This is a genomic window from Mycolicibacterium obuense, assembly GCF_055397605.1.
Genome location: NZ_AP043663.1, coordinates 5,276,333 through 5,299,741, shown reverse-complemented (window position 1 = coordinate 5,299,741; position 23,409 = coordinate 5,276,333). Strand labels below are relative to the sequence as shown.

At 67.4% G+C, this 23,409-nt stretch carries 25 protein-coding genes; 10 read left to right on the top strand and 15 right to left on the bottom strand.

The genetic code is table 11. The features are described from left to right. Nucleotides 1-17 precede the first annotated feature (17 nt). A complete protein-coding gene (locus tag ACZ50N_RS25680) occupies nucleotides 18-830 on the bottom strand; it encodes a HugZ family pyridoxamine 5'-phosphate oxidase (RefSeq protein ID WP_464474108.1) in 813 nt (270 codons plus the stop codon). 161 nt (nucleotides 831-991) lie between these two features. Between ACZ50N_RS25680 and ACZ50N_RS25675 the strand changes: the two genes are divergently transcribed. Continuing rightward, nucleotides 992-2,002, top strand: a complete 1,011-nt coding sequence (locus ACZ50N_RS25675; RefSeq protein WP_464474107.1) for a hypothetical protein — start codon at nucleotides 992-994, stop codon at nucleotides 2,000-2,002. A 40-nt stretch (nucleotides 2,003-2,042) separates the two neighbouring features. After that, on the top strand, nucleotides 2,043-3,347 hold the full coding sequence (locus ACZ50N_RS25670) for a maltokinase N-terminal cap-like domain-containing protein (protein WP_464474106.1): 1,305 nt from the start codon (nucleotides 2,043-2,045) through the stop codon (nucleotides 3,345-3,347). Between the two features lie 228 nt (nucleotides 3,348-3,575). Here the strand turns inward: ACZ50N_RS25670 and glgX are convergent, their stop codons facing one another. From glgX to ACZ50N_RS25625, 9 genes are all read right to left on the bottom strand, one after another. After that, the gene (glgX, locus tag ACZ50N_RS25665) at nucleotides 3,576-5,735 is read right to left on the bottom strand and encodes a glycogen debranching protein GlgX (protein ID WP_464474105.1); all 2,160 of its coding nucleotides are present in this window, start codon (nucleotides 5,733-5,735) and stop codon (nucleotides 3,576-3,578) included. Nucleotides 5,736-5,822: 87 nt separating this feature from the next. Beyond that, complete coding sequence (locus tag ACZ50N_RS25660; RefSeq protein WP_464474104.1) at nucleotides 5,823-6,392, bottom strand: isochorismatase family protein; 570 nt, start codon at nucleotides 6,390-6,392, stop codon at nucleotides 5,823-5,825. Then, nucleotides 6,389-7,036: a PAS and ANTAR domain-containing protein gene (locus ACZ50N_RS25655; protein ID WP_046365473.1), complete on the bottom strand. Its 648-nt coding sequence runs from the start codon at nucleotides 7,034-7,036 to the stop codon at nucleotides 6,389-6,391. Before ACZ50N_RS25655 ends, ACZ50N_RS25660 begins: the two co-directional genes overlap by 4 nt. A 41-nt stretch (nucleotides 7,037-7,077) precedes the next feature. Continuing rightward, complete coding sequence (locus ACZ50N_RS25650; RefSeq protein ID WP_464474103.1) at nucleotides 7,078-8,394, bottom strand: hypothetical protein; 1,317 nt, start codon at nucleotides 8,392-8,394, stop codon at nucleotides 7,078-7,080. Beyond that, the gene (locus ACZ50N_RS25645) at nucleotides 8,391-8,801 is read right to left on the bottom strand and encodes a hypothetical protein (protein ID WP_046365471.1); all 411 of its coding nucleotides are present in this window, start codon (nucleotides 8,799-8,801) and stop codon (nucleotides 8,391-8,393) included. The genes ACZ50N_RS25650 and ACZ50N_RS25645 overlap by 4 nt, the downstream gene beginning before the upstream one ends. Continuing rightward, nucleotides 8,798-8,947: a hypothetical protein gene (locus tag ACZ50N_RS25640; RefSeq protein WP_162938443.1), complete on the bottom strand. Its 150-nt coding sequence runs from the start codon at nucleotides 8,945-8,947 to the stop codon at nucleotides 8,798-8,800. Before ACZ50N_RS25640 ends, ACZ50N_RS25645 begins: the two co-directional genes overlap by 4 nt. After that, a complete protein-coding gene (locus tag ACZ50N_RS25635; protein ID WP_464474102.1) occupies nucleotides 8,944-10,788 on the bottom strand; it encodes a hypothetical protein in 1,845 nt (614 codons plus the stop codon). Before ACZ50N_RS25635 ends, ACZ50N_RS25640 begins: the two co-directional genes overlap by 4 nt. A gap of 337 nt (nucleotides 10,789-11,125) precedes the next feature. Beyond that, nucleotides 11,126-12,520, bottom strand: a complete 1,395-nt coding sequence (locus tag ACZ50N_RS25630) for an acyl-CoA dehydrogenase family protein (protein ID WP_046365470.1) — start codon at nucleotides 12,518-12,520, stop codon at nucleotides 11,126-11,128. A 162-nt stretch (nucleotides 12,521-12,682) separates the two neighbouring features. Next, nucleotides 12,683-12,994, bottom strand: a complete 312-nt coding sequence (locus tag ACZ50N_RS25625; protein ID WP_046365478.1) for a DUF222 domain-containing protein — start codon at nucleotides 12,992-12,994, stop codon at nucleotides 12,683-12,685. A 48-nt stretch (nucleotides 12,995-13,042) separates the two neighbouring features. Here ACZ50N_RS25625 and ACZ50N_RS25620 point away from each other — a divergent pair, with 48 nt between their 5' ends. The 4 genes from ACZ50N_RS25620 to ACZ50N_RS25605 all read left to right on the top strand — a co-directional run bounded on the left by ACZ50N_RS25620 (nucleotide 13,043) and on the right by ACZ50N_RS25605 (nucleotide 16,710). Further along, the gene (locus tag ACZ50N_RS25620; RefSeq protein WP_133412535.1) at nucleotides 13,043-13,498 is read left to right on the top strand and encodes a PPOX class F420-dependent oxidoreductase; all 456 of its coding nucleotides are present in this window, start codon (nucleotides 13,043-13,045) and stop codon (nucleotides 13,496-13,498) included. Between the two features lie 205 nt (nucleotides 13,499-13,703). Next, entirely contained in the window at nucleotides 13,704-14,939 is a 1,236-nt protein-coding gene (locus ACZ50N_RS25615) for an MMP alpha-(1->4)-mannosyltransferase (protein WP_046365468.1), read from the top strand. Next, the gene (locus ACZ50N_RS25610; RefSeq protein WP_046365467.1) at nucleotides 14,933-15,646 is read left to right on the top strand and encodes a class I SAM-dependent methyltransferase; all 714 of its coding nucleotides are present in this window, start codon (nucleotides 14,933-14,935) and stop codon (nucleotides 15,644-15,646) included. The genes ACZ50N_RS25615 and ACZ50N_RS25610 overlap by 7 nt, the downstream gene beginning before the upstream one ends. Next, nucleotides 15,646-16,710, top strand: a complete 1,065-nt coding sequence (locus ACZ50N_RS25605; RefSeq protein WP_464474101.1) for an MMP endo-(1,4)-3-O-methyl-alpha-D-mannosidase — start codon at nucleotides 15,646-15,648, stop codon at nucleotides 16,708-16,710. The genes ACZ50N_RS25610 and ACZ50N_RS25605 overlap by 1 nt, the downstream gene beginning before the upstream one ends. Here ACZ50N_RS25605 and ACZ50N_RS25600 read toward each other — a convergent pair. Beyond that, on the bottom strand, nucleotides 16,707-17,369 hold the full coding sequence (locus ACZ50N_RS25600) for a class I SAM-dependent methyltransferase (protein ID WP_133412532.1): 663 nt from the start codon (nucleotides 17,367-17,369) through the stop codon (nucleotides 16,707-16,709). The genes ACZ50N_RS25605 and ACZ50N_RS25600 overlap by 4 nt on opposite strands. 53 nt (nucleotides 17,370-17,422) lie before the next feature. Here ACZ50N_RS25600 and ACZ50N_RS25595 point away from each other — a divergent pair, with 53 nt between their 5' ends. Continuing rightward, a complete protein-coding gene (locus ACZ50N_RS25595; protein ID WP_046365464.1) occupies nucleotides 17,423-17,992 on the top strand; it encodes a TetR family transcriptional regulator in 570 nt (189 codons plus the stop codon). On the opposite strand, the gene ACZ50N_RS25590 is transcribed toward ACZ50N_RS25595, so the two are convergent. Genes ACZ50N_RS25590 through ACZ50N_RS25580 form a run of 3 tightly spaced genes read right to left on the bottom strand, consistent with a single transcriptional unit; the run spans nucleotide 17,989 to nucleotide 19,435 of the window. Further along, nucleotides 17,989-18,237, bottom strand: a complete 249-nt coding sequence (locus tag ACZ50N_RS25590) for a hypothetical protein (RefSeq protein WP_046365463.1) — start codon at nucleotides 18,235-18,237, stop codon at nucleotides 17,989-17,991. The genes ACZ50N_RS25595 and ACZ50N_RS25590 overlap by 4 nt on opposite strands. Continuing rightward, nucleotides 18,237-18,956, bottom strand: coding sequence for a sensor domain-containing protein (locus tag ACZ50N_RS25585; RefSeq protein WP_464474100.1), 720 nt, complete (start codon nucleotides 18,954-18,956; stop codon nucleotides 18,237-18,239). The genes ACZ50N_RS25590 and ACZ50N_RS25585 overlap by 1 nt, the downstream gene beginning before the upstream one ends. Beyond that, nucleotides 18,953-19,435, bottom strand: coding sequence for an Rv2240c family protein (locus ACZ50N_RS25580; RefSeq protein ID WP_318257935.1), 483 nt, complete (start codon nucleotides 19,433-19,435; stop codon nucleotides 18,953-18,955). The genes ACZ50N_RS25585 and ACZ50N_RS25580 overlap by 4 nt, the downstream gene beginning before the upstream one ends. Before the next feature lie 382 nt (nucleotides 19,436-19,817). Between ACZ50N_RS25580 and ACZ50N_RS25575 the strand changes: the two genes are divergently transcribed. The 3 genes from ACZ50N_RS25575 (at nucleotide 19,818) to ACZ50N_RS25565 (ending at nucleotide 21,904) form a co-directional block, all read left to right on the top strand. Next, nucleotides 19,818-20,507 (top strand): MspA family porin, encoded by a 690-nt coding sequence (locus ACZ50N_RS25575; RefSeq protein WP_046365461.1) that lies wholly within the window; start codon nucleotides 19,818-19,820, stop codon nucleotides 20,505-20,507. A 69-nt stretch (nucleotides 20,508-20,576) separates the two neighbouring features. Further along, a complete protein-coding gene (locus ACZ50N_RS25570) occupies nucleotides 20,577-21,281 on the top strand; it encodes an MspA family porin (protein ID WP_046365460.1) in 705 nt (234 codons plus the stop codon). Continuing rightward, nucleotides 21,278-21,904 carry a hypothetical protein gene (locus ACZ50N_RS25565; protein WP_048423058.1) on the top strand — a complete coding sequence of 209 codons (627 nt, stop codon included), beginning with the start codon at nucleotides 21,278-21,280 and terminating at the stop codon, nucleotides 21,902-21,904. Before ACZ50N_RS25570 ends, ACZ50N_RS25565 begins: the two co-directional genes overlap by 4 nt. Nucleotides 21,905-22,036: 132 nt before the next feature. On the opposite strand, the gene ACZ50N_RS25560 is transcribed toward ACZ50N_RS25565, so the two are convergent. Next, entirely contained in the window at nucleotides 22,037-23,329 is a 1,293-nt protein-coding gene (locus ACZ50N_RS25560; protein WP_464474099.1) for a hypothetical protein, read from the bottom strand. Nucleotides 23,330-23,409: the final 80 nt, after the last annotated feature.

The window sequence follows — 23,409 nt, the reverse complement described above, 5'->3', positions numbered from 1 at the left end:
TAGTGCCCGCCGGAGAATCACTGCCCGCGGGCCCGACGCGTCAACTCGACCGTGGCTGAACGCAATTCGTCGGCGGAATCCAGCGGGGAAGCGAAACCGATTCTGGTGTAGGCCATTCCGCGTTCGGTCAGCACCCGCAGATCCAGGCCGTAGCGGTCCACGCCGGTGCACGAGGCGGTCGTGGTGTCCGGGTACCCGCCCAGTTCCCGCGCCATCGCGGCCAGCGCGTCGGCGTGGTCGGCGTTCAGATGGGCGATGGCGCCCGCGGCGTGGCGGCTGACCGGGTCCGGTTGCGCAGCGCCGTAGTCTGCTCCGCTCGTCGACTCCATGCGGCCGTAGCCGCCGACCCACCGCACACGGGCCACCCGCAACACCCACAGCGTGAAGTCGGTGTAGTCGATGTAGTACTTGGCCGCATCCACCGCCGCCAGGTGCGCCTCGCGCGCTGCCGTGTGCTCGTCGCCGGTCGGACGTTCCACGAGACCCGCTACCGTGATGCGCGCGTTGGCCAGGGGATCGGACTCGGTGGCCGGCGCGACGATGGCCAGGCTCGCCCTCGGGTCGGCCGCCAGGTTGCGGCCGTGCTCGGCGAGGTTCGACACGCACAGCACCGGCGCTCCGCCGAGCAGCCCATAGGTCACGAACGACGCCCACGGATCGCCGTAGGCCGTCAGCGTCGCCAGCGTCGCGGAGTTGGTCGACGCCGCGATCGTGCGCGCCTCTTCGGCGGCTGAGGGCCGGGCAGGATTGACGGGTTCGCGCAGCGGCGGCGGAATGGTCGGCGCATCGCCGGGATCGCCGTGATCGCGGGGTCGGCTTCCGGACGTCACTACGGCACCATAACCGGCACAGCAACCCGCTGACGCGCGCGTAGATTTCCGGCTGCGCTCAGCAAACTCCGATCCGGCCTCGGGGTTGTGCTGGTATGCGAGAATTGCCGGGGAGTCAACGACGGTCTTTCGGTACTGCGTCGGCTGAATGAGGGGACATCATGGGGCGGCCCGCATCGCGTGTCATCGCGGCTGCCGGCGCGCTGTCCCTGGTGCTGTTCCTCGGCGGTGTCGGTGTTGGGGTCGGGCCCGCCCTCGCGCAACCCTCGGACAGTGACGGTTCCTCGCAGACGGACTCCGGCGGCTCCGACAGCGGTTCCGAGGCACCCAAGAACACGTCGACGGACACATCGGGAAGCACGTCCAGCGGATCTACCTCAGTCGACACTCCCGACGACGCGTCGGTCACCGTCGACACCGACCCGGAAGAACCCTCACGCAGCGGCGGCTCTCGCGAACCCTCCGAGCCCGACTCCCCGGTGGCGCCCCGGGAATCCGGCAAGGTCGACTCCGGTCGGTCGCTGACCATCCCGATGCTGCGGCTGCCCGCCCCCGGCGAGATCCCGTCGGGTCAACTGCCGCTGCCGCGCAACTTCTACACCACGGTCGAGATCCCCGTGCCGACCTTGACGCAGTTCCTCTCGGCACTGTCGATCGTGCCGCCGGCACCGCCGCCCGGTCCGGCGTTCCGTACCCAGGAGGAGGCGCCGGTGGTGGATGCGTCCACCGGTACCGCCGGCGCGGGAGGTGGCGGCGGAGGAGGTGCCGGCCACGATCCCGCCGGTCTCCGAGCACCACTCGTGGTGACCGTGCCGCGCGCCCTCACGGCCGCCGATGCCGCACCCCGGGGCGTCAGAGCGCCCGACGCTGTCGGCGCCGAGCCGGGCGTGACCGCGCCAGGAGTCGCCGGAGCCAGCGCCCCGACAATCCGCGGCTCGATCGCCCCGACACCGGGCATCACCGCGCAGCCCCTGTCCACCGGTGCGGTGCCGCGAGCCGAGGCGATGCCGCGCTCCATGGTCAGCCCCACCGTCGCCCAGCTCGCGGCCGTCGCACTCCCCGGTCTCGCCGGCCTCATCCTGCTGACCTTCGGGGGCGGGGTCCTCGGCTACCGGCAGGCCAACAGCCTGCGGTATGTGCGCACCGCCGGTGCGGAGCGATTCCTCGCCTGAGCGTGGTCGGCGACGTCGTAACGGGTACAGGGACACCGTGATGAGACTGCCCTTCGCTGACTGGATAGTGCGCCAGCGCTGGTACGCCGGGCGCACTCGCCAATTGACCCGCGCCGTACCGATCGCCGTCACCGCGCTAAACGCCGACCTCGACCATGTTCTGCTGGACATCGGGTACGGCGACGGCTCCACCGAGCGCTACCAGGTGCTGGTCCGCTGGAGCGACACCCCGGTACCCGACTTCGGCGACATCGCGGCGATCGGATCGGATCAGGGTCGCTTCGCCTACGACGCGATGTTCGATCCCGCCGCGGCGACCCGACTTCTGTCCCTGATCGACGAATCCGCCACGGTGGGTCCGCTGACGTTCGTCAAAGAGCCCGGTGCCGCGCTGCCTCTCGCCGCGGCGCCCCGGGTCTCGGGCGCCGAGCAGAGCAACACCAGCGTGATCTTCGGCAGCGAGGCCATCCTCAAGGTGTTCCGGCGCGTGACTCCAGGCGTCAACCCCGACATCGAGTTGAACAGGGTGCTGGCGCGCGCGCAGAACCACCATGTGGCGACGCTGTTCGGTTCCTTCGAGACCGGCGGGGTGGCGGGGGATACGACGGGTGACACCGAGCCGTCCGCGCTCGGCATGGTGACCGCGTTCGCAGCCGACAGCTGCGAAGGCTGGGACATGGCGACGGCCAGTACCCGTGAGGACTTCTCCGACTTCACAGGAGAATCCCGCCGTCTCGGGGAGGCGGTGGCCTCGGTGCACGCGGCCCTTGCCGACGCGCTCGGCACGTCGACAGTGCCGTTCCCCGTCGATACGGTCCTCGCGCGGTTGCGCACCGCAGTCGAGGCGGCGCCCGCGCTGACCGATCACATGCCGCTGATCGAAGCCCGCTACCGCGCGCTGGCCGACGAGGCGATGATCGTGCAGCGAGTGCACGGCGATCTGCATCTGGGGCAGGTGCTTAAGACCGAAGACGGCTGGGTGCTGATCGACTTCGAGGGTGAGCCGGGTCAACCGTTGGACGAGCGGCGGCGGCCGGATTCGCCGCTGCGCGATGTGGCCGGCGTGTTGCGCTCGTTCGAGTACGCGGCCTACCAGCTGGTGGTCGAGCGGGGTGACGGCGGTGACGAGCTGGCCGAGCGGGCGCGGGAGTGGGTGGACGGCAACAGTGCCGCGTTCTGTGCCGGATATGCCGCCGGGGGCGGAGCGGATCCGGCTGCGGCGACGCAGATCCTGGCCGCCTACGAACTGGACAAGGCGGTGTACGAAGCGGCCTACGAAGCGAGGTTCCGTCCGTCGTGGCTGCCGATCCCGATGCGGTCGATCGAGCGCATCCTGCGCGGCTGACGCACAGAAAAAGCTGGCAACCGTGGCCACCCGGTAGGTCACCGCCGCTCTACGGCTCCTACTCCGGCCCGCCCGACCGGTGGCGAAACGTCACGACGTCCGCCAACGAGCGGCCACGGCTGCAACAGCGCTCCCAAGCTAACACATCGGAGCGGCAAACACGCTGAACCCGGCGGGTAAGCGTGCTGCCGCGCAACGTCTTTCGTGTCAGCCTTTCACACCATCACGTCACTCGGTCGTTGCCCGCAGCACGATCGTCGCCCGCGCCGGCACCTTCAGCGTCGCCCCGGCCGGCTGTGGCTCGTCCTGCTGACCGTCAGGGGTGAGCTCGCCGGTGTTGATCTCCGTCACCCACGCAGCGCCGAATTCCTTGGGCGGCAACGTGAAGTCGATCGGCTCGTAGTGGGCGTTGAAGCACAGCAGGAACGAGTCGTCGACCACGCGCTGGCCGCGGGCGTCCATGTCGGGGATGCCCTGGCCGTTGAGGAACACCGTCATCGACTTCGCGAAACCGGACTCCCAGTCCTCGCCGCTCATCTCCGTGCCGTCCGGGCCGAACCACGCGATGTCGGGCAGGCCCTCGGCGCCGCGGCGACCGACGGGCTTACCGGAGAAGAACCGCCGCCGCCGGAACACGGGATGATTGGCCCGCAACTCCGACACCGCCCGGGTGAAGTCCAGCAGGCCCTCGTCGACTTCTGCCCAATTGATCCAGGTGATCTCGTTGTCCTGGCAGTAGCCGTTGTTGTTGCCGCCCTGGGTGCGTCCGAGTTCGTCACCGTGGCACATCATCGGGACACCCTGCGACAGCAGCAGCGTGGTCATGAAGTTGCGTTCCTGCTGGGCGCGCAGCGCGTTGATCTCCGGATCGTCGGTCGGCCCCTCGACGCCGCAGTTCCACGACCGGTTGTGACTCTCGCCGTCGTTGTTGTCCTCGCCATTGGCGTCGTTGTGCTTCTCGTTGTACGACACGAGGTCGCGCAAAGTGAACCCGTCGTGAGCGATGACGAAGTTGATCGACGCGACAGGCCGGCGCGCGGTGTGCTCGTAGAGGTCCGACGAGCCGGTCAACCGGTAGGCGAACTCGTCGATGCTGGCGCCCTCACCGCGCCAGAAGTCCCGCACGGTGTCGCGGTACTTGCCGTTCCACTCCGTCCACTGCGGCGGGAAGTTGCCCACCTGGTAGCCACCCGGGCCGACGTCCCACGGCTCGGCGATCAGCTTCACCTGGCTGACCGTCGGGTCCTGCTGTACGAGTTCGAAGAACGTGGCCAGCCGGTCGACCTCGTAGAACTCGCGGGCCAGCGTCGAGGCCAGGTCGAAGCGGAACCCGTCGACGTGCATCTCGGTCACCCAGTACCGCAGCGAGTCCATCAGCAGCTGCAGCGTGTGCGGATGGCTGACGTTGAGGCTGTTGCCGGTGCCCGTGTAGTCCATGTAGAACCGCTTGTCGTCGTCGACAAGGTGGTAGTACGCGGCGTTGTCGATGCCGCGCATCGACAAGGTCGGACCCATGTGGTTGCCCTCGGCGGTGTGGTTGTAGACCACGTCGAGGATGACCTCGATGTTCGCCTCGTGCAGCGCCCGCACCATCGCCTTGAACTCCTGGACCTGACCGCCGGGGTTCGGGTTGGAGCTGTACTTGAAGTCCGGCGCGAAGAAGCCGATGGTGTTGTAGCCCCAGTAGTTCGACAGCCCCTTGTCCACCAGCGTCGAGTCGTTGGCGAAGTGATGCACCGGCATCAGCTCGATCGCCGTGATGCTCAGCGACTTCAGGTGCTCGATGATCGCCGGGTGCGCGACAGCGGCGTAGGTGCCGCGGATCTGCTCGGGGACATCCGGGTGGGTCATGGTGAGGCCCTTGACGTGGGCCTCGTAGATCACCGAGTCGGCGTACTCGTGGTTGGGTGGGCGGTCCACCCCCCAGTCGAAGTACGGGTTGATGACCACGCACTTGGGCATGTTGGCGGCCGAGTCGTCGTCGTTGCGGCTGTCCGGGTCGCCGAAGTTGTAGGAGAACAGCGACTGGTCCCACTCGAAGGTGCCGTCGATGGCCTTGGCGTACGGGTCCAGCAGCAGCTTGTTCGGGTTGCAGCGCACGCCGTTGGCCGGATCGTAGGGGCCGTGCACCCGGTAGCCGTACCGCTGGCCCGGCTCGATGCTGGGGATGAACCCGTGCCAGACGAAGCCGTCGACCTCGGGGAGGGTGATGCAGGCGGTCTGCTCGCCGTTCGCGTCGAACAGGCACAGCTCGACCTTCTCGGCGGCCTCGCTGAACAGCGCGAAGTTGGTGCCGTAGCCGTCGTAGGTGGCGCCAAGGGGGTAGGCCTTGCCGGGCCACACCTCGAGCGGAAACGAGGTGTCCGGCGAGGCGGCGGTCTGAGTCAAGGAGTTCTCCTGGTGTGCGATCGGCTGGTAGCGGTAGCGGATGCCCACAACGAGGGCACTGCAACCGTCCGTTATGTCACAAGGACGTCAATTGACGGTGACGCCGGCCGCGCGTAGTGCGCTGACGGCGTCCTGGGTCGTCACGGGCGCGACGCCGGCGGTCAGATCGAGCAGGACACGGGTCGCGAGCCCGTGTGCGGCCGCGTCGGCGGCGGTCGCCTTGACGCAGTAGTCGGTGGCGATACCGACGACGTCGACGGTGTCGACGTCGCGTTGGCGCAGCCAGTCGGCCAGCGAGGTGCCGTCGTCGTCCACGCCCTCGAAGCCGCTGTACGCGGCCGAGTACCGGCCTTTGTGGAACACCGCCTCCACCGGTGTGACGTCGAGGTCGGGATGGAATTCCGCGCCGTCGGTGCCGACGACGCAGTGCCGCGGCCAGGACGTGACGAAGTCCGGATGGTCGGAGAAGTGCTCGCCCGGATCGATGTGGAAGTCCTTGGTCGCCACCACGTGGTCGTAGCCATGCGCACCGGACAGCAGCGCGGAGGTGGCACGCGCGACGGCGGCCCCGCCCTCGACGGCCAGCGATCCGCCCTCGCAGAAGTCGTTCTGCACGTCGACGATGATGAGCGCTTTCTTCGCTGTCCGACCTGTCATGGCTTCACGGTATCCGCGATGCCTCCCACCCGCTGATGGGCGGTCAGGAGCAGGTGGTCGAACGTCTCGCGGGTGGGCAGCGTGTCCTGATAGTCGAGTTGCCGGTAGTCGGCGAGCAGTTGTTCGGCGAGCGCCCGCAGTTTGACGTTCGACTCTTGAGAGCGCCAACGCAACAGTTCGAACGCGGCGTCGCCGTCCACCCGGTAGATGAGCATCAGCATGCCCTTCACCTGTTCGATCACCGCGCGGTTCTCGGCGATCTCGCTCAACGCGGCGGTGACCATCTCCTGGGTCATCGTCCTGGCGGGGGTGACGTCGATGTAGAAGCCGTGCGTCCCGATCACATGACCCTGCTCGTCGGTCATCCGGTCGCCCACCACGACGACGTCGTGGACGTCGCCGCCTGTGTCGATGATGCGGTGCCGCGTGGAGAACGGGCGATGGGCGCGGCGCATCTCGTGCAGCGTGGCGGCGACCGCCGGACGATCGTCGGGGTGCTTGTGGGAGAGCACGAGTTCGGTGGTCGGAGTCACCGTGCCGGGCTCATAGCCGTGCATGATCTGCACCGCGTCTGACCACGCCCAGCGCTCATCGTCGAAGTGGAACGTGAACCAGCCGACGTGCTGGATTTCCTCGTCGGGCACACCGAGAAGATTAGCGCCGGTGCCGTCGACGCGATGCCCGGTCAGCCACCGAACAGCAAATACAAACCCATGAAGGTGTACCCGACCATCACCAGCATCATCGCCAGCTGGCCGGTGACCTGGTGCGCCCGGGGCAGCAACGCCAAAGAGCGGTCATGGGCCGCGATCACTCCGGCGATGTGGCCGGCCACGACGAAGCCGACCTTCAACGTGGCGCCCACTGCGGGATGCATGGAGAGCACGTAGCTGACCTCGTTGTCGGCCAGGCCCAGCACGTTCCAGCCGTGTCCGAGAGGGTCCGCCAGCCGGATGATCGCCTCCTGTCCGCGTTCGACCAGGTAGGTGAGGTAGTGGGCGAACACGTAGCCGATGACGATCGGGATCAGCGAGTGAGCCATCTTGCCGGGCAGCTCGCGCCGCTGCTGCGCGTCCACGCCCCCCGTGCAGCGGGCCGCCAGCGTGAAAGACACCGCAACCACGACGGCGAACAGCAGGAGACCCGCGGTGCGCAGCAGGCTCGCCGTCACCGCGGAGTCGGTGACCCGGTCGCTGAAATTGCGGAACGACGGGGTGGCCGAGAAGCTGTCGAATGCGGTCGAGCCGAGCAGCACCGACAATACGGCGACGATCCCGGGACGCACCGGCAGTGTCCCCAGGTGGTCGAACGGGTTGCCGATCGCGATACGACCGTCGGCGTTGCGGCGCATCGGGGAGAGCCGGGACGCGACGACGCTGTAGACCTCGAACGGATCGGCGCGGGCACACCACCGGGTGCCGCACCACAGTGTGCCCACGAGAGTGATGCCCAGATAGATGAGTAGCCAGGTGCGGATCGCGGGCAGGGAACCTGGGTCCGGGCTGGCCAGCTCGAGCCAGACGAACGCGAACAATCCCGCCGCGGCCGGCCAGTACCCCAACCGGTCCGGATAGCTGCGCCCCACAGAGGGGCGTCCGGTGATGCGGTGCAGCGCACGCACCGGCGAGATCACTCGCCACACCGGGCCGAACACCAGCGACAGCGCGACGAGCCCGACCCACAGCAGCACGTAGAAGACACCGGGCAGCGCATTGTCCGAGTTCTGTGGTCCGAAGAAGGCCGCCATCGCCACCCACGCCGTGAGCACCAGCGTCAGCGCCGTGAGGACCCAGCGGGTCGCCGTCGCATCGACGATCCGCGTCACCGCCGCGGGCAGCGCCCGGCCCGGCCGCGCCGTATCGAATTTCGGCTTCCGCCATGCCAATGCGACAACAGCGAACGTGAACGTCAACGCCCAGGCCGCACCGATCAGCGCATAGGTGAACGGGATCGGCAGATCGGTCGAGCCGCCCAGCCCGTGGGCGAGCACGGTGGTCGTCACTGCACGGCGATGGTCGCGATGGTCTTGTTCAGCTCGTGCAATTCCACGTCGACGCGGCCGGGCATGTCGACGGAGAACTGGAACGACTGGCCGGGACCGACGGCGATCGGGAACGAATGCTCGGGGGTGGAATGCACGTGCAACTCGTCGGCGGCATCACTGTCGACTTGAATCACGATCGGCTGCTTGACCTTTGCCTGGAGTTGCTCGTTGGTCGGCGTGACGGTGCCGCCCTTGATGGTCACCTTCAGCACCAACCGGTCCGGCGCCGTTTGGGCGTCGGTCAACTGCGTGGGTGCGGCCGCGCCAGGTGTGGAACTCCCGGTGCCCGCGTCGTCGCTCTTGTTGCCCCCGCAGCCGGCGATCAGCAGAGCCGCCGCGGCGGTCAGAGCGAGAAGTCTGGTCACGGTTCCCCTGTCTCGTCAGAGTTTCTGCGGTTCTTCCTGGCGATGTAGAACACCACGCCCGCCACCACGAACGCCGGAGCGAATGCGGGCAGCGCCAACCAGATCGAGTGATCCGCGAGGATCACCACCTCAGTCGCAGACGTCATGCCTGCGCAGACGGCTGCAGTTCGTTCTCGCTGCCGGTCGGCTCGTTGTTGTTGATGCGGCCACCGCCCCAGCTGATGCCCGCGATCATCGCCAGCGTGCAGACCAGCACGATGAGGCAGCCGATGATCCACAGCGACGCCGGGATGTCCGGGCTGCGCTCCCGCTGCAGGATGGTGATCTCCGAGACGAACGGGCGGGTGAACTGTGCCTCGGCCGGCACCTCCTTGGCACCGATACCGGGATCACCCGCCAGATAGATCGGTACCGCGGTCAGCGTCGTACCGTCGTGGACACGCAGCAGCGTCTTCCACTGTCCCGAGACCGGCATGGGCTTGGTCGAGACGTAGTGGCCGGGGCCGACCCTGTCCAGGTGATCGATGAACTGCCCGCGTTCGTTGGACAGCCCGCCCTGCCAGGCGAGGACCGACACCCAGTTGGGGTCGTCGCTGATCGCATCCGGCGGGGTGAAGCGGACGTCGGCGGTGACGAACCGGCCGGGTCCGGGGCCCTGGGTCTCGGTGAGCGCGAAGGTCGCGGTCTCGTTCTGCGGCACGGAGTAGCGCAGGCCGTTCGCCGTCGCGCCGCCGATCGCGAGCACTGTCAGCACGACCAGCCCCACGGAGATCGCCCGGCCGGGCAGCTTGCGACCGGTGAGGACCATGCCGATCATTCCGCCACAGCCGCCCGCCAGGATCGCGACGGGGACGGCCATCGCCAGCGCCTCGGGCCAGATGCTGCTCGGCCAGGGGTACGGGTAGATCGCGTCGATCCACAGCGACTCCAGCCACAGCCCGACCGTCGCGATACCGAGGCCGCTGACCATTCCGAACAGCACGGGTTTCTTGAGCAGCGGGGTCAGCGCCACCAACTCCACGACCAGGGCCGGGCCCAGGTAGAGCGGGAACCAGTTGACCGGCGCGTCCAGCAGGGGCGCGACCATGAACGCGATGATCCCGCGCAGGCCGATGGCCACGACAGCGGCGATGATCGCCGCCCCGCGACCGAGGAAGATGCGGGCCGCGACCAGGGCGACCGACGCCGCGGCGGCGATCAGCATCGGCTGGAAGACCTGCCGGAACTGCGGCACGCCGAAGTCGAACTCGATCTGGTACACCGACAGGCCGATCAGGACGCCGGCGAAAGCCAGATACTGGATGAACTTCAAGCCGATGCCGTCGCGTGGGGCATCGGCGCCCACGGCCCGCTTGCCTTCGACTTCGAGGTAGGCCGCGGCGATCGTGGAGAAGCCGGCGCCGCCGATCATCATCAGATGTGTGGGTCCCCACAGCGTGACGTCCTGACCGAAGATGCGGTGCCACACGTCGTCGAGCGGGAAGCCGATCAGCGCGTACATACCGCAGCCGGCCATCACGATTCCGCCGACGGGCGCGTACCACTTGTCGGTGATCCGCACCGCGGCCGGGCCCGGCTTGTCGAACGGCAGGACGATCGCGGTGCATCCCGCGATGAAGACGAAGAACAGGCCGATGATGATGAAGTAGTGCGCCGGGTTGGCCAGCGGACCGGGGTCGCGGCCCTTACCGATGTGCAGGCTGACATCCCAGATGAAGCCGAACAGCGCGCAGATGATCGCGCTGACGAAGATCGCGACCGGAAGCGCCACCCACGCCGGCCGGTGGAACTTGCGGCCCAACCATTCGGCGAAATTGTTCAGCCAGGAGATCTTGTGCTGGCGGTGCAGGTATCCGATCCACAGCAGCACTGCGGTGACTGCGAGTGCCACTGCAGACAGGCCGAAAACCTGGCTGAGTTCCGCGCCGCCACCTTCGCTGCCCTGGGCGAGCACCGCGATGTCCGGTCGAGAATGCGTCATCGTCATTCCTGTTCACCGTGCCGATAAGGTCCCTACTGGGCGGTAATGTTGCCAGAAGCATCTCAGGTGAAACCAGGGGTATCGGGTTTTTTCCTGGACCGACACGTTTCTGTGTCCGGGGCGTCGCGGAGACCGTGCACAGTAGTGGACTCGGGGCTGATATAGGGCTCTATCGCGGCTTATGTGAGCTGCAGTCACCGTCGCGTCATCGTCATCGGCTCAGCGTGTGAGGGCTCGACAGCTACCGGCCGCCAGGTGATACACCGCGTCCGGCGGCCCACCCGCAGCCTCCGCTAGCGGTTGCTAGCAATCGCTAGCGGAGGCGCCTGCCCCCGGCGTCGCGTCACTTCTTCGGGGGTCGCAGCACCTTCATGGCAGCGTTCATCACCGGCCCCGGCACGCGGTCCTTCATCGCCAACGCGGTGTTTCCGGCTTGCGTGCGCGCCGGCGTACCCCGGCCGAACATGCGATTCAGCGGGCCGCCACTGGGCTCGAGGTCGACATGCAGTGGCGGCCTGCCGTCCCCTGCGCCCAGCGCGTTCGAGATGACGATGCGCTGGATCTCGCTGGTGCCCTCGAAGATCGTGTACAGCTTGGCGTCTCGGTACCACTTCTCCACCGGGTGGTCCTTGATGTAGCCCCAGCCGCCCATCGTCTGGATCGCCCGCTCGGTGGTGCGCACCGCCAGCTCACTGGCCGCCAGCTTCGACATGGAGCCTTCGCCGCGCTCGAAGGGCACACCGGTGGCGGCCATCCACGATGCTCGCCACGTCAGCAGCCGGGCGGCATCCAGCCCGGTGGCCAGGTCGGCCAGCGGGAACGCGATGCCCTGGTTGTCGATGATGGGCGCGCCGAACGCTTCTCGCCTATTGGCGTACTCGGTCACGTATTCCAGTGCGGCCCTTGTGATTCCGAGCGCCTGCGCGGCGACCATCGGCCGGGTCTGCTCGAAGGTGCCCAACGTGGCGGAGCCCGAATGCTTGGCGCCTTCGACCGCCTCGCGCGCCCGCGCCAGTTTGTGCTCCAGCTTCTCCTGGCCACCCAGCAGGTTCTCGGCCGGTACGCGCACGCTGTTGAACTTCAGTTCGGCGGTGTGAGAGGCGCGGCAGCCGAGCTTGTCGAGCTTGCGGACCATCTCCAGGCCCGGGGTGCCACCCGGGACGATGAACAGCGCCTGCCCCTTGTGGCCCAGCTCCTGGTCGACGACCGCGTTGACGACGTGCACATTGGCGATGCCGCCGTTGCCGATCCACATCTTGTGGCCGTCGATGATCCAATCGGCATCCGGGCTGTCCCCGTCGCGCCGGGCCGTGGTCCGCAGATTGCGCACATCGCTGCCACCCTCGGGTTCGGAGATGGCCAGCGCCGCGAGCTTGAGATCGCCGGGTGTGCCGAAGCATTCCGGCGCCCACTGGAGCATCTGTTCGGGGGAGGCGGCCTGCCCGATCGCCGACAGGGCCAGCGCGGGCATCACCACGGCCAGGCCGATGCCGGCGCATCCCCAGAACAGCTCCTCCATGAACATCGGCAGGGACAGGCCGGTCGGGTCGCCGATCAGATCCCGGTAGAACAGGGGGCTGTAGAAACCCCTCTGCGCGGCTTCCTCGAGGACGGGCCAGGGGAATTCTTGGCGTTGGTCGTATTCGGCGGCGACGGGCCGAACCACCTCTTCGGCGAATTCGTGGGTCCGGCGCGCCAAGTCGTGTTGGGCCGCGGTCGGGGTGATGTCGAAACTCATCGCCGCACCCCCTCCTGCGTCGGCTCAGACCTCAGCTCGGTCCTCGGCTCCTCGGTCAACCCAGACATGCGCACCACCGCCTTTTCCCAGCGCTTTTCCCAGCGTCTCGGCTGGGCGGGTACCCACGGCCGCGCCGAAATCCACCGGCCACTGATCCGCCCGTCACGCGGACATCGCCTGTGGCGGCCCGCCGGCCTCGACGATGCGGCGCTGCGCCTCGCCGACCGAGATGCGCAATCGACGGGCCAGCACCTGCGCCCACGAGGCGCCGGCGAACTCGGCCGGAGGCGGCGCGCTCACCAGCCGGCGGATGAGCCGGCGTTGGAACGCGCCGACATGCTTGTCCATTTCCTCCAGCCGCACCACCAGCGCGCGCAGATCGGTGGGGCGGAGCTCGTGCAACGGCAGATCGTCCAGAGCGCGGTAGGCGGTATCGAGGGCGTCGAGGGCGGCGAACACATCATTCGAACTCATGTTCGACACGGTAGGCGAGGCCACCGACATGTCGAATACGCTCGGGTGATGGCCCGAAAGTATGCGACCGCCGAGGCCGTCGCCGCCGACGAACTGCACGACTTCATCCGCCCACGCCACCAGATGGTGCTCACCACGTTCCGCGCCGACGGGTCGCTGCAGACCTCCCCGGTGACCGGCGGCCTCGACGAGCACGGACGCATCGTGGTGGCCAGTTACCCGCAGCGGGCCAAAGCGGCGAACATCCGGCGGGACCCACGCGCCAGCGTCCTCGTCCTCAGCGACGAGTTCAACGGCGCCTACGTGCAGGTGGACGGTCCGGCTGAGGTGATCGAACTGCCGGAGGCGGTCGAGGCCCTGGTGGACTACTTCCGCGCGGTGGCCGGCGAACATCCTGACTGGGACGAGTATCGGCAGGCGATGGTGGACCAGGGGAAGTGCCTGATCCGCGTCACTCCGCAGCGGTGGGGTCCGGTGGCCACGGGCGGCTTCCCGCCGTCGTGATCGACAGGGCGCGCAGGACGGGCGGCGCCGATTGTGGTAGTCAGAGCTAGCAGACGCGTTGCATCAGCTAGCACGTCAAACTATAGTCTGGACACATGTCCAGGAGGGGTTCGGATTTCTTGCGCCACATGATTCGACCAGCTCGGAGCGGCTTCTCGCGCTGGACTCTCGTTCATATGCGTCCCGCAGGATAGGTGAGCTGACGATGCGTATCGCCTTGCTGTCCTACCGGAGCAAGACACATTGTGGCGGGCAGGGCGTCTATGTGCGCCACCTCAGCCGCGGACTGGTCGAGCTCGGTCACGACGTCGAGCTGTTCTCCGGCCAGCCGTATCCCGAGGGCCTGGATCCGCGGGTGCGCCTCACCAAGGTGCCCAGCCTCGATCTGTACCGCGAGCCGGATCCCTTCCGCGTGCCACGGCCCAGTGAGATCAAGACCAGCATCGACCTCGAGGAACTGCTGACCACCTGGACGGCGGGCTTCCCGGAGCCGAAGACGTTCAGCAAGCGGGCGGCGCGGCTGCTCGCCGACCGGCTCGACGACTTCGACGTCGTGCACGACAACCAGTGTCTGGGGACGGGACTGCTGGACATCGCCGCGTTGGGCATGCCCGTGGTTGCGACCGTGCACCACCCGATCACGCGCGACCGTGTCGTCGAGGTGGCCGCCGCGCCGTGGTGGCGCAAGCCGCTGGTTCGGCGCTGGTATGCGTTCGCCGAGATGCAGAAGGCCGTCGCCCGCCGCATCCCCGAGCTCGTGACCGTGTCGTCGACATCGGCGACGGACATCGCCGAGGACTTCGCGGTCGACCCACGCCAGTTGCACGTCGTGCCCCTCGGTGTCGACACCGAGCTGTTCGGTCCGGCCGAGCATCGGGTGCGTAACCGGATCATCGCGATCGCCAGCGCCGACGTACCGCTCAAGGGCGTCAGCCACCTTCTGCATGCGATCGCGCGGCTGCGCGTGGAGCGGGATCTCGAGCTGCAGTTGGTCGCGAAACTCGAACCCAACGGGCCCACCGAGAAGCTGATCGCCGAACTCGGCATCTCCGACATCGTGCACAGCTCGAGCGGGCTGTCCGACACCGAACTCGCCGATCTGCTCGCTTCGGCCGAGGTGGCGTGCATTCCCTCGCTGTACGAGGGCTTCTCGCTGCCGGCTGTCGAGGCGATGGCCAGCGGCACTCCGATCGTCGCCAGCCGGGCGGGCGCACTGCCCGAGGTGGTCGGCCCCGACGGCGAATGCGCACGGCTGGTGACCCCGGCCGATGTCGACGAGTTGACGTCCGTACTCGGTGAGCTGCTCGATTCGCCGCTCGAACTGCGTCGGCTCGGCGCCAACGGCCGGCGTCGTGCCCTCGAGGTGTTCAGTTGGGAATCGGTTGCCGCACAGACGGTTGCGGTATACGAACAAGCTCGTGAAAGGGTCGCTGCATGCTGACCGTTGACTTCGACCGACTCGGTGTGGGTGCGGGAACCAAGGTGATCGACGTCGGCTGTGGTGCCGGCCGGCACACGTTCGAGGCCTTTCGCCGGGGCGCCGACGTCATCGGATTCGACCAGAACGCCGCCGATCTCAACGACGTCGACGAGATCCTGCAGGCGATGAAGGAGCAGGGCGAGGCCCCGGCGTCGGCCAGAGGCGAGGCCGTCAAGGGTGATGCACTCGATCTGCCGTACCCGGATGCCACCTTCGACTGCGTGATCGCCTCGGAGATCCTCGAACACGTCCCCGAGGACAACCGCGCCATCGCTGAACTCGTCCGCGTGCTCAAACCCGGTGGGGCCCTGGCGATCACGGTTCCCCGATGGCTGCCCGAACGGGTCTGCTGGGCGCTGTCGGACTCCTACCACGCCAACGAGGGCGGCCACATCCGCATCTATCGGGCCGATGAACTGCGAGACAAAGTGCTCGCCCACGGTCTGACGTTGAAGCACACGCACCACGCTCACGCGCTGCACTCGCCCTACTGGTGGCTCAAGTGCGCTGTGGGCACAGAGCGTGACGATCATCCTGCGGTGAGCGCCTATCACAAGATGCTGGTGTGGGACATGATGAGTCGGCCGTGGCTGACCAGAACCGCGGAGGCGGTGCTCAATCCGGTCATCGGCAAGAGCGTCGCCCTCTATTTCACCAAGCCCATCTGATGGCCGACATCCCACACGTACCAGGCGTTTTCACTGCCGAGCAATGCCTGCAGACCGCGGAATCCATTGCCGCGACGCAGGAGTCCTCGGGTGCGATTCCCTGGTCGGTGGGTGGGCACACCGATCCGTGGGATCACATCGAGAACGCGATGGCGCTGACCGTGGCGGGGCTACTGGACAGCGCGCGTGCGGCGTTCGAATGGTCGCGGACGACGCAGCGCGCCGACGGTACGTGGCCGATCCAGCTGCGCGACGGCGTCGTCGAAGATGCCAACAGCGACAGCAATTTCTGCGCCTACATCGCCACCGGCGTCTGGCATCACGTCCTCGTCACCGGCGACCGGGCATTCGCCGAACAGATGTGGCCGGTGGTGTCCAAAGCCATCGACTTCGTCCTGAGCCTTCAGAAGAGCACCGGTGAAATCTGCTGGGCCGCGGGACCTTCCGGTGTTGCGGACGAGGCTTTGCTCACGGGGTGCTCGAGCATTCACCACAGCATCCGGTGTGCGCTGGCGTTGGCCGACTATCTCGGGGAGCCGCAGCCGGAGTGGGAAGTCGCGGTGGGACGTCTGGGTCACGCCATCGCCGAGCATCCCGAGGGTTTCACCGTCAAGGATCGCTGGTCGATGGAGTGGTACTACCCCGTGCTGGGTGGTGCGGTGCGCGGACCTCGGGCGAGCGCTCGCATCCAAGCGCGCTGGCAGGACTTCGTCGTCCCCGGTCTCGGCATCCGATGTGTCGACGACCAGCCCTGGGTGACCGGCGCCGAGACGTGTGAGCTGGTACTGGCTCTGGATGCGATAGGGGACCGGAGCCGGGCGTTCGAACAGTTCTCGGCGATGCACCACCTGCGTGAGGAGGACGGGTCCTACTGGACCGGCCTGGTGTACGCCGACGGGAAGCGCTGGCCCGTGGAGCGTACGACGTGGACGGGTGCCGCCGTCATCTTGGCCGCCGACGCCTTGTCCTCGACGACCCCCGGCTGTGGCATCTTCCGCGGGACCGAGCTGCCCCGCGGCCTGGAGGGCGAGTACGACTGCGAGTGCGCGGCCAGCGAGCGCTAAGAGCCCCCAAGTGTGCCGGCCTCGCCGCTGACTCTTTCCAGCACCCGCATCGACCCCGTTGCGAGCTCCTCGCGGAAGTCGCCACACTCCAGTGCTTTTCGGTAGATGTGGAACGGTGCCTGGCCACCGTCGGCCGGATTCGGGAACACGTCGTGGATCACCAGAGCGCCACCGACCTCCACCCACCGTGCCCAGCCGTCGAAGTCGCGCTGGGCCGCTTCCTCGGTGTGTCCGCCGTCGATGAACAACAGCCGCAATGGTGTTCGCCATCCTCGCGCCACGACGGGGGAGCGGCCGACCACCGCGACGACGTGCTCGTCGAGATTCGCCGCGTCGAGCGTGTGTCGCAGCGTGGGCAACGTGTCGAACAATCCGGTGACAGGATCCACCAGCGACGAATCGTGGTACTCCCACCCGGCCTGGTGTTCCTCGGAGCCGTGGTGATGGTCGACCGTGAACAGAAGGCCTCCGGTCTGCTGTGCGGCAGCGCCGAGCATCACGGTGGACTTGCCGCAGTACGTGCCGATCTCGACGGCGACGCCGTCACCCAGATAGCGCAGAGCGGTGTCGTAGAGCGTTCGGCCCTCGTCGACGGGCATGAAGCCGGTGACCCGTTCCGCGAGGTCGAACAGCGTTGTGGCAGCCGGCGGCATGGTCATGACCCCCAACTTACCGTTGCTGGCATCTGCCCGTTGTAGTAGCGTCCGGACATGTGTCCGATCCGGCCCGCGAGTCGACTCGTCGGCGTCTGACGGCCAAGCAGGCCGAGACCGTGGAGCGTCTCGGGCAGGCTGCAGCGAAGGTGCTCGGCCGGGAGGGTTTCGCCGGCCTGACCGTGCGGCGGGTAGCCGCCGAGGCGGGCGTAGGTGCCGCGACTGCATATACGTACTTTTCGTCCAAAGAGCATCTGGTGGCCGAGGTGTTCTGGCGCCGCCTCGCCGAATCTCCCTGCGTGGCGTATCAATCCGACGACCCGGCGGTGAGGGTGATCGAGGTGCTCGGGCACATCTCGCAGCCGGTCGCCGACGAACCGGAATTCGCGGGGGCGGTCACCACTGCGCTACTCGGGCGCGATCCGGATGTCGAGGTGCTGCGCCTGCGCATCGGCCGTGTCATCCGGGATCGGCTCGCCGAAGCGGTCGGCGCCGATGCCGATCCCGGCGTGGTGGACACCCTCGAGCTGTTGTACTCCGGAGCGCTGGTGCGAGCGGGTATGGGATACGCCTCGTACGACGAAATCGCCCGCAGGTTGGAGACGGCGGCGCGTCTGCTGCTGGGCTAGCGTTCGTGCGTCCTCGCCACCAGTGCTGCGCACATGTCTCGCACCGACGCCGCCTCTGCCTGCTTGCGCTTGATGATCCGACGAATATTGCGGCCCCGCTCGGCTTTTCGCGCTGCGGGGGTGAGCTTGCGCAGTTCGTTGCACCGCTCCACGATCTCGGTCTCGAGAGCCTGCCAGCGGGCGGTCAACATCGCCAGGTAGTAGTCGGCCTGGGCGTCGTTCGCGCTGTCCGACGGCGGCAGCACTAGCCGGACGTCGGAACGTGCGACGCGATGCGATCGGCGATCGCGCTCGCCTGCCGCACGTCGGAGGACTGCGGCGCACAGGCCAGGACGTCGATGACCACGTTGGCGCGCGCCGAGAGGACGCGCTCGCAGGACGACGTGGCCGTCTCGGTCGCGCGACTGACGGGTATGCGTAGGCGGTCGAGCTGGGTGTCGAGATCACCACTGCGCCAACGGGGTAGCCGTTGATCGTTGAGCGTGATGTTGACCGTGTGGTTGGTGCACTTGGCCCACCGATCCGCTGACTGGGCGAAGAAGTCGCGCGCGCTCTCGGGTGTCGGGTACGAGGTCACCGACTGGACGACCGACGAGCGCCACTGGTCGTTTCCGGGAGCGCGTAGGAGCTGCCGTCGCACCGCACTCCAGGACCCCGGCGTGTCCGGGCTACCGTAGATCGCTGTCTCGCCAGGATGCCAGATGCCCAGGCAATTCAGGTTCGGCAGCATGTTCCGGTTGTCGTCCATCGCGGAGTTCACAGGGTCGGCGATCAGCGGCGCGCCGTTCATGATCACATCGATGTCGTTGCTGTTGAGCAGTATTCCACTCAGCGCGGAGTCCGGAACGAGATCCTGGGCGGTAGGTTGCGGTGCGGGCGACTTGCCGCAGCCTGCCGCGACGAGCGCCAGCGAGACGGACCCGGCGCACAACGCTGCGACGCGCCGTGGTCGGGCGAGGGTCATGCGTGAGTGCCTGCGGCGGCGCATGCTTGCTGCGCGGCGATGGCGTCGTTGTTCATCTCGTCAGCGGTGCTGTTCAACGTGTCTCGCCCGCCGCGCAGACCCATCTTGATCAGCAGCTTGGTGGCGTCCACCGACCACTGCCGCATCGGCTCGGCCACCGCCGGTGTCAGGCCGGGTGTGTTGGCAGCGCTCATCGCGACTCCGGCGCCCTGCCGTAACGCAGTGCGGCCCACCACATTGCTGCTCTCGACAGCGGGGTCGGAGTAGTCGACGGCGGCGAAGGCCTCGAGGGAGTCTGCGAAATCGCCGTAGTAGGTGGCCGTCGAGTCCAGCACCTCGGCGAACTGTCCACAGGCCGCGACCGCCGCGGGATCGGCGTTGTCGTTTCCCGGCGTGGCAACCTGAACCGGAGGAACCGCCGGATCGGCGACGGTATCAGCCGGTTGCGCGGCTGCGGCGGGCGCCAGCAAAAAACTCACGATGATTGTGACACATCCTGCGAGAAACGCTCGCGTGGCGCAGAACCCAGTTGGCACGTTCGTTCTCCGATCGATTCTGAAGCGTGATGGTGGTGCGCGAAAATTGTTCTTGGCAACGTATTTCGAGCTCGCGAATGCGTACTCAATGCGTCGAAAGTGAACGAATGGCGACGTGGGAATGGCCGACAGTGGTCTATTCATGGGTTCGCGGCCACCTCACAGTGAACCTCACAGTCGACTCACAGCAAAGGTCGGCACTCGATAGGAAACGGGCCTGAACGGGACACCGTGTGTTCACCCGGTGGACACCCGGCCCATGGACGCTCTGCGGGTCAAAGGCGATACAACCCGTCCACATTCCACGAGAGGCGTCGTCAGACCCATGTTCAACCGCTATGTCTCGCTCGCCGCTGTCTGCCTGGCGGCGCCGGTCCTGGCCGCACCGATCGTCGCGGCGGAGCCGGCACCCCCCAATCCAGGTGTACAGCCCGTCGCGGATGCGGCGCCTGTCCCGCCGCCGCCCGACGGCGCGGTCCCGTCCGGCCCGCCCGGAATCCTGGACACGCCCGACGGCTGGCATCTGGAAGTCTCGGGAAGCAACGAAACTCAGTTGCCGGTAGCGCCGCTGACCACAGCAATCTCGTCGCGTGAGTACCTCGTGAGCGGCACCTTCACGGGCAAGATCACCGGCAAGGGCAAGACCACTCTGGCCGGCGGGTCGATGGAGGCCGGTGAGCAGATCGGCTGCGGCATCATCTCCGACGAGACGGAGATCAACCCCGGCGCGAGCATCACGCCCAGCATCGGCATCCCGTTCACCGGCAACCCGGCGTTCGGCGCCTCGCTCAGCCTGCAGGGCAAGGTCTACCTCAAGCCCGGCACGGTCACGACGGTGGCACTCGACAAGAAGTCTTTCAAGGGGACCTCGACCCGTATCACGCTGACCGGTGTGCGGGTCAAGACCGATCAGTGCGCGGGTCAGTCCTTCATCCGGTCCTATGCGACGCTGACCAGCTCGACTGACAACACCGACGACGTCGTCACCTATCTCGGCGTGACGAAGGCGGTGTAGGCCCACCCGGACCCTCGTTCGTCATCACAGACTTCGCTGACCGAAAGACTCTGAGAGGCAATCGTATTCATGAAGAAGAAGCTCCTCGCGCTGGCCGTTGCCGGCCTCGCCCTCCCGGCCTTCGCGGTACCCACCGCACTCGCCCAGCCGGCTCCGCCGGCCCCACTGCCGCCGCCGATCGACGGTGCGCCGCCGCCGGACGCCGGACCGCCGCCGGACAACGGTGTCGTCGCATCCGCTCCTCCCGGAGTGGTCATGTCGCCGGACGGATGGCAGCTCAGCGTCGCCGCCACGGGTGAGACGCAGCTGCCCATCGCTCCGCTGACGACGGCCGTCTCGTCGCGCGAATACCTCGTCGGCGGAACGTTCGTCGGCACGGTGACGGGCAACGGCAAGACGAAGCTCAACGGCGGTGTGTTGGAGGCCGGTTACCAGATCGGTTGCGGCATCGAGCTCGGGCAGGTCCGTCTGATCGGCTCGGTCGGTATCGGCACCTCGGGTTCGACGCTGACCGGTGGCCTCGTACCGACGGGTGTGAACTTCCCGATCTCGGGCACGCTCGAGATCCACCTGAAGCCCGGCACGGTGAACCAGGTGTCCGTCGACAAGAAGTCGTTCAAGGCTGCACCGGCGCGCGTGACGCTCAAGGACGTCCACATCAAGGTGGATGGCTGTGCGGGACAGTCGTTCCTGCGCTCCTACGCGACGCTGACCAGCTCGACGACCGACACCGACGACATCGTGGCGTACTACGGCGTCACGAAGTCCGTATGACAGGTGTCATCCGGCAGGCACCGGCGGCGTTCCTCGCCGCCGGTGCCGCCGTCGTCTTCGCGGCTGTGGCCCATGCCCAGCCGCCGGCGCCGCCGGAGCCACTGCCGCCCGCACCGGCGCCTGCGCCGCCGGGACCCACCATCCCGGTGATCGGTGCGCCCCTCGGTCCCGAGGGCTGGAACATGCTCGCCCAGACGGGACAACCCGCTGTCCCCGGAATGCTCGGTGCGCCGGCAATTCCCGGCATCGACCGGACGACGGCCCTGGGGCAGAACGCGGTACCTTCGGCGCCTGGTGCAGGCCCGGGTGTGGTGCCGAATCTGCGTGCCTTCAACAACGCCTACGGTCTGCCGCAGAACGTGGTGCCGTCAGCCCCGGGGCAGGGCCAGCAGTTCGACGTCGCACCCGGGGATGAGAACGCCGACGTCAACGGGCGCACCTGGCTGGGCCGTTTCTACGACCTGGCCGCGGACGGGCGCCTGCACGGGGCTCTGCTCAACCAGTTGCCGCAGCAGCAGCTCGGCGAGCCGCTTCCGGGCACCGCTCCGCCTCCTGGCACCAACATCCCGCCGGGGCTCGTGCAGTTCCTGCCCGACCCGGCAGCACCGCCTCCACCGCCCTGACAGCACTGCGCGAAAGTGCTCCCAGTGCCGTGAATTGACGTTCGCAGCCGCAGTGTGAGCACTTTCGCGACGCATCGCCCACAACGAAGATCGGCCCCCACCGGATACGGTGGGGGCCGATCGCGTGTGAGGTCAGGCGGCGTCGGCTTCGGGCTTGCGGTGCTTTCCTCCGATCGACGGAGTTGCCTTCGAGTCAGGCTTGGTGCCGGTCTCAGTGTCAGACTTCGCGTCAGACTTCGCGTCAGACTTCGCGTCAGACTTGTTGTCAGACTTGGACTCAGACTCGGACTCAGACGTGGTGCCTGACTTGGACTCGGTCGTGGAGTCAGCCTTGGAGTCGGCTTCCGAGTCGGTCTTGGCGTCTGACTTCGTGTCCGAGGTGGTGTCCGGCGTCGAGGCTGCCTCGTGGACCGTCGGCTCCGGCGACTCCTCGACCTCGGGGGCACGGTGCTTGCCGCCGACGGTCTTGGGGGCCTCCGCGGTGTCAGACTCGGTCGGCTGGTCGGCGACGCTGTGCGCAGCGCTGAGCTGTGACAGGAACGGGTGCGGGCTGTCGAGAACGGTTGCCGCCGAACCGTCGCCGGCGAGCAGGTTCGGAGCGTGCCGACTCTGCAGAGCGAGTGACGCGGTGGAGCCGCCGAAGATCTGGTCGATGACGCTCTTGTTGTAGGCCAACTCGCTCTTGATGGCGGTGGAGATGCCGGGGAGCGCACCCTTCAGGTTCGCGCGGACAGTCTCGACGTACGCCGGGATTTCCGTGGTCCGGTTGGTCAGCACGTAGGTGAAGACCGAGAAGGGCAGAGAGGCCAGCTGCACCACGGCGTTGGCGGCGCTACCGACGGCCTTCGAGACACCGAGGAAGTTGTGGTACGGAATGGTCAACAGCTGGAGGAGCAGGGTGCCCTGGTCCACCGGATCTGCCTGCGCAGCAACGGTCTTGACGGACGTCGCCGACGACGTGACATTCGGCTGCGGGCCGAACACCTGGGAGATCAGATCGAGGTCGTACTGGATTTCGGTCTTGATCGCGGTGGAGATTCCAGGAAGGGCGCCGTTGAGGTTCTTCTGGACGCTGGCGATGTAATCGGGGATTTCGCTGGTGCGATTGGTCAGTACGTAGGTGAAGACGCTGAAGGGCAGCGATGCCACCTGGAGGACAGCGTTGACGGCACTGCCGACGGCCTTCGAGACACCGAGGACGTTGTGGTACGGCGCGGTCAGCAGTTGGAGCAGCAGCGTGGCCCTGTCGACACCCGACAGCTCAGCCATGGTGTCGACGGCCTCGACCAGCGTGGCGTCAGAGGTTGGCGCGACAGGGGCATTCAACGTCCGCAGCGATGGTGGAACCGGGTCGAACGTGGATACCGCTGCGGACAATTCGACGGGGATCGTCGCCGTGGCATGCACGGAATCGGAGGTGGTCATGGTCGTGGGCGTAGTCATGGCCGGGGCCGCCAGGCAGGCGGCCGAGACGAGCGCCACGAGAGGTTTGCCAATGGACGAGT

Coding starts and splice junctions, on each gene's coding strand:
- ACZ50N_RS25675 (WP_464474107.1), top strand. CDS start 992: ATGGGGCGGCCCGCATCGCGTGTCATCGCGGCTGCCGGCGCGCTGTCC.
- ACZ50N_RS25670 (WP_464474106.1), top strand. CDS start 2,043: ATGAGACTGCCCTTCGCTGACTGGATAGTGCGCCAGCGCTGGTACGCC.
- ACZ50N_RS25660 (WP_464474104.1), bottom strand. CDS start 6,392: ATGACAGGTCGGACAGCGAAGAAAGCGCTCATCATCGTCGACGTGCAG.
- ACZ50N_RS25640 (WP_162938443.1), bottom strand. CDS start 8,947: ATGACGTCTGCGACTGAGGTGGTGATCCTCGCGGATCACTCGATCTGG.
- ACZ50N_RS25635 (WP_464474102.1), bottom strand. CDS start 10,788: ATGACGATGACGCATTCTCGACCGGACATCGCGGTGCTCGCCCAGGGC.
- ACZ50N_RS25630 (WP_046365470.1), bottom strand. CDS start 12,520: ATGAGTTTCGACATCACCCCGACCGCGGCCCAACACGACTTGGCGCGC.
- ACZ50N_RS25625 (WP_046365478.1), bottom strand. CDS start 12,994: ATGAGTTCGAATGATGTGTTCGCCGCCCTCGACGCCCTCGATACCGCC.
- ACZ50N_RS25620 (WP_133412535.1), top strand. CDS start 13,043: ATGGCCCGAAAGTATGCGACCGCCGAGGCCGTCGCCGCCGACGAACTG.
- ACZ50N_RS25615 (WP_046365468.1), top strand. CDS start 13,704: ATGCGTATCGCCTTGCTGTCCTACCGGAGCAAGACACATTGTGGCGGG.
- ACZ50N_RS25610 (WP_046365467.1), top strand. CDS start 14,933: ATGCTGACCGTTGACTTCGACCGACTCGGTGTGGGTGCGGGAACCAAG.
- ACZ50N_RS25605 (WP_464474101.1), top strand. CDS start 15,646: ATGGCCGACATCCCACACGTACCAGGCGTTTTCACTGCCGAGCAATGC.
- ACZ50N_RS25600 (WP_133412532.1), bottom strand. CDS start 17,369: ATGACCATGCCGCCGGCTGCCACAACGCTGTTCGACCTCGCGGAACGG.
- ACZ50N_RS25585 (WP_464474100.1), bottom strand. CDS start 18,956: ATGACCCTCGCCCGACCACGGCGCGTCGCAGCGTTGTGCGCCGGGTCC.
- ACZ50N_RS25575 (WP_046365461.1), top strand. CDS start 19,818: ATGTTCAACCGCTATGTCTCGCTCGCCGCTGTCTGCCTGGCGGCGCCG.
- ACZ50N_RS25570 (WP_046365460.1), top strand. CDS start 20,577: ATGAAGAAGAAGCTCCTCGCGCTGGCCGTTGCCGGCCTCGCCCTCCCG.
- ACZ50N_RS25565 (WP_048423058.1), top strand. CDS start 21,278: ATGACAGGTGTCATCCGGCAGGCACCGGCGGCGTTCCTCGCCGCCGGT.
- ACZ50N_RS25560 (WP_464474099.1), bottom strand. CDS start 23,329: ATGACCACCTCCGATTCCGTGCATGCCACGGCGACGATCCCCGTCGAA.